The sequence below is a fragment of the Janthinobacterium sp. UMAB-60 genome, from assembly GCF_900095235.1.
Classification (GTDB): Bacteria; Pseudomonadota; Gammaproteobacteria; order Burkholderiales; family Burkholderiaceae_D; genus Janthinobacterium.
On record NZ_LT607505.1, the window covers coordinates 1 to 10,422 of the forward strand.

Genomic DNA, 10,422 nt, shown 5'->3' on the forward strand with positions numbered 1-10,422 from the left:
CGACTCCTACGCCAACCCCAACGCCGACTCCTACACCGACTCCTACACCGACTCCTACACCGACGCCTACGCCCACCGGCTTTGCCAAACACGCGCTGATCGGCTACTGGCACAACTTCACCAATCCCAGCGGCGCGACGTATCCGATCAGCCAGGTCAGCGACGACTGGGACGTGATCGTCGTCTCGTTCGGCGACAACGCGGGTGGCGGCAATGTCAGCCTGACCATCGATCCGGGCGCGGGCACGGAAGCGCAATTCATCGCCGACGTGGCGGCCAAGCGGGCCAAGGGCAAGAAAGTCATCCTGTCGCTGGGCGGGCAAAATGGTTCCGTGTCCGTCGGCAACACGGCCGAAGCGACGAATTTTACCAACAGCCTGTACGCCATCATCACCAAATACGGTTTCGATGGCATCGACCTCGACCTGGAAAATGGCGTGGCGCAAGGCGCGGCCATCCAGACGTATCTGCCGATCGCCGTGAAAAACCTGAAAGCCAGGGTCGGCAGCAGCTTTTATTTGTCGATGGCGCCGGAATGGGTGTACGTGGAAGGGGGCTACACGAGCTACGGCAGCATCTGGGGCGCCTACATTCCCATCATCAATGCCTTGCGCAGCGAGCTGACGGTGCTGCACCCGCAGTACTACAACAATGGCGACATCTACACACCGTACGCCACAGGCGCCATCAAGGCGGGCTCGGCCGATCAGCTGGTGGCCACGGCGCGCATGCTGATCGAAGGTTTTAACTATGGCGGCAACACCTTCGCCGGCTTGCGTCCGGACCAGGTGGGCTTCGGCGTGCCGTCCGGCCGCAGCTCGGCCGGCTCCGGTTTCACGACGAATGCCGACGTCAGCAATGCTTTGAATTGCCTGACGCGCCTGCTCAACTGCGGCACCATCAAGCCGCTGCAGGCGTATCCGGACTTCCGCGGCGTGATGACGTGGTCGATCAACTGGGACCGCCACGACAACTATACTTTCTCCGTGCCGACGAAGACCGTGCTGAAAACCCTGCCGTAACAGCCTTGGCCCGACTGCGCATGCGGGCTTGGCCGCTCACATGCGCAGCAGCGCCGCGCCCAGCACGCGCATCTGCAGCGCGATGCCCTGGCGTAGCATCTCCCCTCCCCCTTGCGTGTGCTTGATGCCATCCATGGTGGCCACCAGCAAGCCGGCAACGTGCGCGGCAGTCGCGTCCACCCGGCGCAGCGCGATATCGCCCGCCGCCTCGGCCTGTTCCAGTGCGCCGGCCAGCGACGCCACCAAGGTTGCCCGCGCCTTCAAGGTGATGTCGGCGGCCAGGGTCATGTTGGCGTCGAACAATTCCTGTCCGTGGGCGCTGGCTGAAATTTCCGCCATCAAGCCTTGCTGGAATGCCAGCAGCGCCGTTTCGATGCGCGCAAAAACGGGACCAGGTGCGTCCAGCGCCGCCGCCACGTGCGCCATCACGGTGGCATGGGCCCGTTCGGAGCCGGCACGGAACACGTCCTCCTTGTTCTTGAAGTGCAAATATAGCGCCGCGCGCGACATGCCGGCCGCCTGCGCGATGTCGAGCATGGACGTCTTGCGGTAGCCGTAACGGCAAAACACGGCCAGCGCCGCATCGAGAATCTGCTGGCTTTTAGGGGGATCGCTTGTCATGTGGGCATGTTGACACTATGGTCATATAGTGTCAACATGACTTTTGGACAAAAACCGTCAAAGTGTCAATCACCTACCCGAACAGGACTGCCATGATCGATTTCAATGCCGCACTGACTGAAGAACAGCAGATGGACCTGCTGCGCCACACGGAACGCTGCCGTTTGCGCGCCCTCGTGGCTGCCGATATGCAGGCGGCGCGCGTCCTGCATGCGGACGACTTCCAGCTGATCACGCCGATCGGCAGCATGCTGTCGCGGGAACAATACCTGGGCGCCATCGCCTCCGGCCACATGCGCTATCTGAGCTGGGAACCGGAAGCGTTCAGCGTGCGCCTGTACGGCACGGCCGCCGTCCTGCGTTACTCGGCGCAGCTGGAAATCGTCTTCGGCGGCCACGCCGTGCCGCGCGCCCGCTACTGGCATATGGATAGCTATGAATGGCGCGATGGTCGCTGGCAAGCCGTCTGGTCGCAGGCGACGGCAATACGCTGACCTGCTCACATGCGGCACCATCGAGCCGCTGCGGGCCTGCCCGGACTTGCGCGGCGCTCGTGGCGCCATCGCGGCCCGGCCCCGCAGGGCGTCGCTGGCGCGCGGGAAAGCGTGCTTCATGCCTGCCGCTGTTGCTTACCGCGTGGCTTTGCCCTATTCTGCTGCTCTTATGGCAATTCCTGGGGGCGTCACATTCATGTACACACTGCGCTCCGTTATCGATGGCCTGCGAACCTGCCTGTCCGCGCGACGCTTGTGCGTGGCCGGGCTGGCTGCACTATTCGAATTCGCCCTGTTCACCCTGTCATGGGAAGACCCGTTAGGGTACCTGGCCATGGCGGTCTTCCTGCCGGCGCTGGCGGCGCTGCTGGCGTATGGCCTGTTCGAGCGCTGGCCGCGCCGCTTGCCCGGCAGGCTGGCCCACTGGGTGTTGCAGGTGGTGGGCGTGGCGCTGGCGATCATGCTGACCCTGGCCAGCCTGTATCTGCTCAATACCAAGCCCGGTGCGCCGCCATTCTGGCAGGTGCCGGAGCGGTTGCAGAGCTATATATCGCTCGCTTTCCTGGGATTGTTGCTCGGCCCATGGACAGCGATGGCCGCCCTGCTGCGCCAGCGCGACGCCCGCGTGCGCGAAGCCGAGCGCCGGCGCGGCGAGCTGGAACGCCAGGCCCGCGATGCGCGCGTGTGGCTGCTGCAGGCCCAGGTCCAGCCGCATTTCCTGTTCAATACGCTGGCCAGCCTGCAAGCCCTGCTCGATGCGGGGTCCAGCCATGCGGCGCCCGTCCTGGCGCATCTGGTCACGTATCTGCGGGCCGCCGTGCCGCGCCTGAACGAAGCGGCCACCCGCCTGGAACAGGAACTGGAAATGGTGCGCGCGTATCTGGTGCTGATGCAGATGCGCATGCCAGACCGCCTGCAGTTCGGCATCAACGTTGCGCCCGGCTGCGAAAGACTGCAGTGCCCGCCCATGACCCTGATGACCCTGGTCGAGAACGCGGTGCGCCATGGCATCGATCCCTGCATGGATGGCGGGCGCATCGATGTGCTCATTACCGAGGCGCATGGCCGTTGCCATATCGAGGTCAGCGATACCGGAGCGGGCCTGCAAGCGGGCAGCCCCGGCCTGGGCACGGGGCTTGGCAGCCTGCGCGAGCGCCTGGCGTTGATGTTTGGCGGCGAAGCGGCCTTGCGCATCAGCGAACTGGCCCCCCACGGTTTCCGTGTTTCCATAGAATGCCCCGCATGGCCATGAACCTGACCGCCCTGATTGCCGATGATGAACCCTTGCTGCGCGCCAGCCTGCGGCGCCAGCTGGCCGAGTGCTGGCCGGAGCTGCTGGTCGTGGCCGAAGCGCGCAACGGACCAGAGGCGCTCGCGCTGTTCGAGCGGCACCAGCCGACGGTCTGCTTCCTCGATGTGCACATGCCTGGCCTGTCCGGCGTGGACGTGGCCAGCCAGATCGGCCGCCGCGCCCACCTGGTCTTTGTCACCGCCTATGACCAGTACGCGGTGCGCGCCTTCGAGCAGGGCGCGCTCGACTACCTGGTCAAGCCGGTGCAATTGGCCCGCCTGGCCGGTACCGTGACGCGCTTGCGCGAACGCCTGGCGACCATCCAGCCCGGCGCGGCCAGCGAGACGCTGTTGCGGCAACTGGCGGCGTACCTGCAGGCCGCCCCCGCGCCGGGACCCGCGCCAGCTGCGCTGCGCTGGCTGCGCGCCAGCGTGGGGCCGGCCGTGCGGCTGATACCGGTCGATGATGTCGATTACCTGAAGTCCGACGACAAGTACACGCTGGTTGCCTGGCGCGACGGGGGCAAGCCCGCCGAAGCGCTGCTGCGCAATTCCCTCAGGGAATTGCTGGTGCAGCTTGATCCACAGCAGTTCCAGCAAATCCACCGGGCCGTGGTGGTCAACCTGCATGCCATCCGCCAGGTCGTGCGCGGCGCGCACGAGACGGCCGAAGTGACCTTGAAGCACCGGCCGGAAGTGCTGCCGGTCAGCCGCTCCTTCCTCCACCTGTTCAAGGCGGAATAGTCTCCGGGCGCGGCAGGGCCGCGTCACTCATCGCGCATGGGCGCACTTCGGCCCCCTGGGCGCGTGACGCGTCGGATCGGCCTTGCCGCGGCGCGCCCGTGTGCCGACACTGCGCTGGCTGGTCCTGCCTCGGCAGGCTTGATCCCACTCCGACAAAGGTGTATCGATGAACCAAACAATCTCCGCCGCCACGCGGCAAGCCGCTCCCCTGTTCACCTCGCCGCTGCAGCCTGGGGCCGCCGTCCCGCCGGGGCGCTGGCTGGGGCTGGGCTTGCTATTCATTTTCGGCCTGGGCATCTGGTCGAATTTCTGGCTGCAGGAGCAAGTATTTGCCGCGCCGGGCTTCCTCTTGCGGGCGGCCGGCATGCCGCTGCAGGTGGGGCTGATCGTCATGCTCGGGCTGCTCACGGCCTTGCTCGGGCTGGCCATCGCGGCAGCCCTGCGCGGCCTGTACGGCGAGCAGCACCCCCTGCTGAGTCGCTGCTACGTGGCGCTGGTGGCGGCGGCGCTGGCAACGAGCCTGTTCGAAGGCACGCTGATGCTGGCCATGCGCAGCCTGAGCGTCGCCTTCCTCGCCTCGGGCGCCGACGGCAATGCCTATGAGCCGGCGCGCGCCCTGCTGACGGGGCTGCGCAACGGCGTGCACTTTCCGGACAAGCTGCTGGGCGGTCTGGGCGTGACCCTGATGTATCTGCTGCTGTACCGCGCCCGGGCGATCCCGCGCCTGCTGGCCCTGGCCGGCATGCTGGCCGGCGTGCTGCAGTGGATCGCCGTCGCGCGCGAACTGTTTGGACTGGACGTGATGCACGCCTTGCTGATTCCGCTGGGCCTGGCGTACCCGCTGACCGGCCTGTGGCTCTTGCTGCGGGGCCTGGCGCCGCGGCCTGCCGGTGGTTGATGCTGTCGTTATCGTGGAGGCTGCAATGGAATGCAGACTATTAATAGTTTTTATCTATTGATTCGGTTGAAATATTTTACTTCCTTTTGTAAATGAGAATCGTTACTATCTGAATCAAGGATAAGCGAATTCAACAGAAAGGAGCATCCCTTGTTCACCGCCATCAAAACATTCAGCCAGGTCTGCACGCACATGTCGATCGCCTTCGGCCTCGCCTACTTGCTGACGGGGTCTCTGGCGCTCGGTGGCTTGGCCGCCATCATCGAACCGATCATCAACGTGGCCCTGTTGCCATGGCATGAAAAAGCCTGGCACGCGATCCGCCGCCGCTACGCCGCCAGCCGCGTAGGCTTTGCCGCCCTGGCCGGCGAAAAGCTGAGCCAGACGGCCATGCACATGGGCGTGGCCTTCGGCGCCATGTACTGGGCCACGGGTTCCATGGCCTTCGGCGGCTTGCTGGCCGTGGTGGAGCCGATCTGCAACGTGATCGTCCTGCCCTTCCACGACCGGCTGTGGGAGCGATTTCGTTTCCGTATGGAAGGCCGGGGCGCGGCGCAGCTGGCTACGATGCCCACCTGATACTTTTCACCCAAGAACAAGGACTGGGGTCGGACCCGGCGGGTCCGACCCCGGATTTCGGCTTCTTGTCGCTGGCCAAAACCGTTATGGTGGCCGGTTTCAGCCGTCCGCAAGGCATGCTTGCACCTTGCCCGCCCACACAGGTGGACGCCGCTGCCCCCACGGCGCCGCCCGCTCCAGCTGCCCTGCCAGGCGCAGCAAGGTTCCATCCTGCCCATAGCCCGCCATGAATTGCATGCCGATCGGCAGCCCTGTATCCGACATGGCCAGCGGCACGGACATGGCTGGCAAGCCCGCCACGTTGGCCAGCGGCGTGTAGGGCGAATGCTCGAACAGGCGCGCCGTCCAGCCCAGCCCATCGAGCTGTTCCTCGTTTTCTCCATAGCGCCCCAGCGGCCACGGCACATCCGGCATGGTGGGCGTGAGCAGCACATCGTACTGGCCGAACAAGGCGCCGGCCTGGCGCGTGACGGTATTGCGCACGTCGAGCGCGGCGACGAAATCGACGGCCGACACCGTCTGCCCGTACCGGTAGCAGGCCAGAGTGGCCGCTTCCAGCGTATCGAGCGACACGGCGCGCCCGCTTTCCTGCGCCAGGGCATCGATCCACGGCACCAGGTTGGCGCACCAGATGCCGGCATTGGCCTGCACGAACGCGTCCCACGACACGCCCAGCGCCGGTTGCACTTCTTCCACGTGGTGGCCCAGGCTTTCCAGCAGGCGCACGGTGTCTTGCAGGGCGGTATCGACGGCAGGCACGGGACGGGCGCCATTGCTGGCGATGCGCTGCACGGCGATGCGCAGCTTGCCCGGCGCCACGTCCACCTGCGACAGCCAGCTGTGCTCAGGAGGACTCGTCACATACGGCTCGCCCGGCAGCACGCCCTGCACGCAGTCGAGCAAGGCGGCGCTGTCGCGCACGCTGCGGCTCACGCCCAGCTGCACGCCCAGGCCGCTGAAGATTTCGTCCATGGCGGGGCCGTTCGACACCCGTCCCCGGCTGGGCTTGAAGCCGAACAGGCCCGTCGATGCGGCCGGCATGCGGATGGAACCGGCCGCGTCCGTCGCATGGGCCAGCGGCACGATGCCGGCCGCCACGGCCGCCGCCGCGCCGCCGCTGGAGCCGCCCGCGCTCAAGCTGACGTTCCACGGGTTGCGCGTGACGCCATATAAAACGGGTTCCGTGGTGGTGGCAAAGGCCATTTCCGGCGTGCTGGTGCGCCCGAACGTCACCAGGCCGGCTGCGCGGAATTGCGTCATCAGGTGGGAATCAACGGTCGCGACATGGCCGGCGCCCAGGCGGCTGCCCGCTTCGCTGCGCTGGCCCGCCATGGTGACGGCCACATCCTTGATCAGGAATGGCACGCCGGCGAACGGCGCCGCGTGGTCGAGGTGCGTGAAATCGGCCGGCCACAGCCCGACCACGGCATTGATCTGCGGATTGACGGCGGCGCAGGCGCGCAAGGCGGCGTCGTGCAATTCGGCGGCGGAAATAGTGCCAGTGCGCAGCAGCTGGGCCAGTCCTAGCCCATCAAAGCTTGTATATTCATGGAGTTGCATCAGTTAGTTCCTGTAAAAGGTGAAGAATAAAAATCACAGGAACAACTGTAGGGCTTGCGCTATCATAGTGGAAATGAATAGTTGATATACAAGGTATAGCCATGAGCAATTTGCACAAGCTGGACTTGAACCTGCTGCTGACCCTGAACGCGCTGTTGATCGAGCGCAACGTCACGCGGGCGGCGGCGCGTCTGCACCTGAGCCAGCCTTCCGTCAGCGTGCAGTTGGGCAAGCTGCGCACGGCCTTCGACGATCCGCTGCTCTTGCCCGGTCCGCGCGGCATGCTGCCCACGGCCCGGGCGTTGGCTCTGTTTGCACCGTTGCAAGCCGTGCTGGCCCAGCTGGAGCAAGTCTTGCAGCCGGAATCGGCCTTCGACCCGGCCACGGCCGACGTGCGCTGGAACCTGGCGGCGGCCGACGCCACCGAATATGCGATCTTGCTGCCCATGCTGGCCTCCCTGCGCGCGCAAGCGCCGTTGTCGCGCATGGCCGTGTTCGAAGCCGTGCCGGCGCGCATGGCGCACGACATGGAAAGCGGCCAGGTCGACCTGGGCTTTCTGGCGCAGGAAGAAGCGCCGCCTGGTTTACGCCACCGTACCCTGTTTACCGAGCACTATGTGCTGGCGGGCCGGCGCGACCATCCGCTGCTGCAAACCCCGCCCGACCTCGACCAGTTTTGCGCGCTGGAATTCATCGTCGTCTCGCCGAACGGCGGCGGCTTCCGCAGCAACGTCGATACGGCGCTGCTGCAACTGGGCCGCACGCGCAAGGTGGTGCTGTCCGTGCCGCATTTCCTGATCGTCCCGCCCTTGCTGGCAGAGTCCGACATGGTGGCCTTGCTGCCGTCGCGCCTGCTGAAGAATGCGCTGGGCGCGCTGCGCACGTGGGAGCCACCCGTGATCCTGCCCGATTACGAGATGGCCATGGTCTGGCACGAGCGCATGCACCTGGACGCGGCGCACCGCTGGCTGCGCGAACGCATCATGGCCAGTTTGTAGCCTGCCTACACGATTTTCCAGTGTAAAACACTAGGGAAGATTACCTAGTTGCTCGAAAGAAGTTCCCAATGTTCGCCGTGGTGACGATTGCGTAAGCTTGCGCGTAATAATAAAGGGTCACCATGAACGCCATTTCCATCCTGCATCGCGGTTCGCACCGTCCTCCCGCTTTTTCCTTTTCGATCACTGCTTGGCTGGCGGCAATGCTCCTGGGCATGCTGGTCTTCTGCGCCAGCGCGACGGCGGCGTCAGTCACGTCGGCCGAACTGATCAAGCGCGGCGAATACGTGGCCCGCCTGGGCGACTGCGTGGCCTGCCACACGAGTCCGAACGGCGCCGCCATGGCCGGCGGCCTGGAACTGAAAACGCCGTTCGGCACCATCTACAGCACGAATATCACGCCGGACGCGAAGACCGGGCTGGGCACGTACACGTTCGCCCAGTTCGACCGCGCCATGCGCAAGGGCGTGGCGGCCGATGGGCACAATCTGTATCCGGCCATGCCCTACCCTTCCTACGCGAAGATCACGCCCGACGACATGCAGGCGCTGTACGCCTACCTGCAGCGCGGCGTGGCGCCCGTGGCGCAGCAAAACCGCGAAACGGACATGAAATGGCCGTTCAGCATGCGCTGGGGCTTGTCGCTGTGGAACGCCGTCTTCCTCGACGACGCGCCGTTCAAGCCCGACAGCGCCAAGTCGGCCATGTGGAACCGGGGCAGCTACATCGCCCAGGGCCTCGGCCATTGCGGCTCCTGCCACACGCCGCGCGGCGTGGCTTTCCAGGAAAAAACCATGGGCCAGGATGGCGGCAGCGGCAAGCACTACCTGTCCGGTTTTACGTTTGACGGCTGGCATGCGGTGAACTTGCGCAATCTGTGGACGCCGGGCGACATCGTGCAATTGCTCAAGACGGGCCGCAACAGCTTCGGCACGGCGGCCGGCAGCATGACGGAAGTCATCACGCACAGCACGCAATACTTCACGGATGGCGACCTCGATGCGCTGGCACATTACCTGCACGGCTTGCCCGCCAAGGACGGGGCGGCCGCGCCGCCGAAGAAAACGGCGACCCTCGCGGCGGCCAGCAACGATGCGCTGTACAACACGCGCGGCGGCCTCGGCTACCTGCAATTCTGCGCCACCTGCCACCGCCGCGACGGCCGTGGCGTGGAAAACATCTTCCCGCCGCTGGCGCAGAACGACTCGGTGCAGTCGAAGGACGCCACCTCCGTCATTCATATCGCGCTGACGGGCTGGCAGTCGGCCGTCACGCAGCACTCGCCCCGCTCGTTCGGCATGCCGTCGTATGACCGCCTGTCGGACACGGAACTGGCGGAAATCCTCACCTTTGTGCGCGGCAAGTGGGGCAACCAGGGCGCGCCCGTCACGCCCACGCAGATCGCCAGGGTGCGCAAGGAACTCAAGCTCAAGGCACTGGACGCGGGCGGCTTCGTCACACCCCGCTTCGCCGCTCTGACGGCCGATCCGAACGCCAATCAATTGATTCACGGCATGCAGCTGATGACGGAAACGCGCGCCCGCCTGCCGCAAAACGTGGGCAACGACCTCAATTGCAGCAGCTGCCACCTGAATGGCGGTACCGTGGCGAACGGTTCGCCCTTCCTCGGCATCTCCGCCTTCTTCCCCTCGGAAGCGCCGCGCGCCGGCAAGGTGATTAACTTGGGCGAGCGCATCAACGGCTGCTTCCGCCGCTCCATGCACGGCAAGCCGCTGCCCGTGGACGGCCCCGACCTGCAAGCGATGGTCGCCTACATCGACTGGATGAAGGGCGCCACGCAAGCGGGCGACAAGGTGGCGGGACGCGGCGTGGCGAAGATAGACCGCGCTCTGCTGCCCGATCCCGTGCATGGTAAAAAAGTGTATGCGGAGCAATGCGCCGTCTGCCATGCGGCGAATGGCGAAGGCATCCGGGCCGCCAACGGCGTCGTCGCTTTCCCGCCGTTGTGGGGCGAGCGCTCGTTCAATATCGGCGCCGGCATGGCCCGTACCTATACGGCGGCCGGCTTCGTCAAGGCCAACATGGTGATGGGCCACGGCCAGAAATTCCCGCTGGGACAAGGCAACCTGTCCGACCAGGACGCCGTCGACGTGGCCGAATATTTTACGCACATGCCGCGCCCGGACTTCCCCGACAAGGTGAAGGATTGGCCCAAGGGCGGCAAACCCAAGGATGCGCGCTACTGAATCGTGCAT

10 protein-coding genes are annotated in these 10,422 nt (G+C 65.5%); 8 read left to right on the forward strand and 2 right to left on the reverse strand.

What is annotated here, in order from left to right:
* Positions 1–1,022: chitinase (locus K0F86_RS25595; protein ID WP_257572366.1), on the forward strand; the 1,022-nt coding region annotated here is incomplete at its 5' end.
* 36 nt (positions 1,023–1,058) lie between these two features.
* Here K0F86_RS25595 and K0F86_RS25600 read toward each other — a convergent pair.
* Complete coding sequence (locus tag K0F86_RS25600; protein WP_219136946.1) at positions 1,059–1,643, reverse strand: TetR family transcriptional regulator; 585 nt, start codon at positions 1,641–1,643, stop codon at positions 1,059–1,061.
* Between the two features lie 92 nt (positions 1,644–1,735).
* On the opposite strand from K0F86_RS25600, the gene K0F86_RS25605 reads away from it, so the two are divergent.
* The 5 genes from K0F86_RS25605 to K0F86_RS25625 all read left to right on the forward strand — a co-directional run bounded on the left by K0F86_RS25605 (position 1,736) and on the right by K0F86_RS25625 (position 5,648).
* Positions 1,736–2,137 (forward strand): nuclear transport factor 2 family protein, encoded by a 402-nt coding sequence (locus tag K0F86_RS25605; RefSeq protein ID WP_219136947.1) that lies wholly within the window; start codon positions 1,736–1,738, stop codon positions 2,135–2,137.
* 196 nt (positions 2,138–2,333) lie between these two features.
* On the forward strand, positions 2,334–3,389 hold the full coding sequence (locus K0F86_RS25610) for a sensor histidine kinase (protein ID WP_219136948.1): 1,056 nt from the start codon (positions 2,334–2,336) through the stop codon (positions 3,387–3,389).
* Positions 3,380–4,171 (forward strand): LytTR family DNA-binding domain-containing protein, encoded by a 792-nt coding sequence (locus K0F86_RS25615; RefSeq protein WP_219136949.1) that lies wholly within the window; start codon positions 3,380–3,382, stop codon positions 4,169–4,171. The genes K0F86_RS25610 and K0F86_RS25615 overlap by 10 nt, the downstream gene beginning before the upstream one ends.
* Positions 4,172–4,337: 166 nt before the next feature.
* Complete coding sequence (locus K0F86_RS25620) at positions 4,338–5,069, forward strand: DUF4386 family protein (RefSeq protein WP_219136950.1); 732 nt, start codon at positions 4,338–4,340, stop codon at positions 5,067–5,069.
* A gap of 150 nt (positions 5,070–5,219) precedes the next feature.
* Complete coding sequence (locus tag K0F86_RS25625) at positions 5,220–5,648, forward strand: DUF2061 domain-containing protein (protein ID WP_219136951.1); 429 nt, start codon at positions 5,220–5,222, stop codon at positions 5,646–5,648.
* A gap of 99 nt (positions 5,649–5,747) precedes the next feature.
* Here K0F86_RS25625 and K0F86_RS25630 read toward each other — a convergent pair whose 3' ends face one another.
* A complete protein-coding gene (locus tag K0F86_RS25630; RefSeq protein ID WP_219136952.1) occupies positions 5,748–7,208 on the reverse strand; it encodes an amidase in 1,461 nt (486 codons plus the stop codon).
* 101 nt (positions 7,209–7,309) lie between these two features.
* Here K0F86_RS25630 and K0F86_RS25635 point away from each other — a divergent pair, with 101 nt between their 5' ends.
* Together K0F86_RS25635 and K0F86_RS25640 are read left to right on the forward strand one after the other, a co-directional pair.
* Positions 7,310–8,206: a LysR family transcriptional regulator gene (locus K0F86_RS25635; RefSeq protein ID WP_219136953.1), complete on the forward strand. Its 897-nt coding sequence runs from the start codon at positions 7,310–7,312 to the stop codon at positions 8,204–8,206.
* Positions 8,207–8,421: 215 nt separating this feature from the next.
* Positions 8,422–10,413, forward strand: coding sequence for a c-type cytochrome (locus K0F86_RS25640; protein WP_374197327.1), 1,992 nt, complete (start codon positions 8,422–8,424; stop codon positions 10,411–10,413).
* Positions 10,414–10,422 lie beyond the last annotated feature (9 nt).

Coding starts and splice junctions, on each gene's coding strand:
- K0F86_RS25600 (WP_219136946.1), bottom strand. CDS start 1,643: ATGACAAGCGATCCCCCTAAAAGCCAGCAGATTCTCGATGCGGCGCTG.
- K0F86_RS25605 (WP_219136947.1), top strand. CDS start 1,736: ATGATCGATTTCAATGCCGCACTGACTGAAGAACAGCAGATGGACCTG.
- K0F86_RS25610 (WP_219136948.1), top strand. CDS start 2,334: ATGTACACACTGCGCTCCGTTATCGATGGCCTGCGAACCTGCCTGTCC.
- K0F86_RS25615 (WP_219136949.1), top strand. CDS start 3,380: ATGGCCATGAACCTGACCGCCCTGATTGCCGATGATGAACCCTTGCTG.
- K0F86_RS25620 (WP_219136950.1), top strand. CDS start 4,338: ATGAACCAAACAATCTCCGCCGCCACGCGGCAAGCCGCTCCCCTGTTC.
- K0F86_RS25630 (WP_219136952.1), bottom strand. CDS start 7,208: ATGCAACTCCATGAATATACAAGCTTTGATGGGCTAGGACTGGCCCAG.
- K0F86_RS25635 (WP_219136953.1), top strand. CDS start 7,310: ATGAGCAATTTGCACAAGCTGGACTTGAACCTGCTGCTGACCCTGAAC.
- K0F86_RS25640 (WP_374197327.1), top strand. CDS start 8,422: ATGCTGGTCTTCTGCGCCAGCGCGACGGCGGCGTCAGTCACGTCGGCC.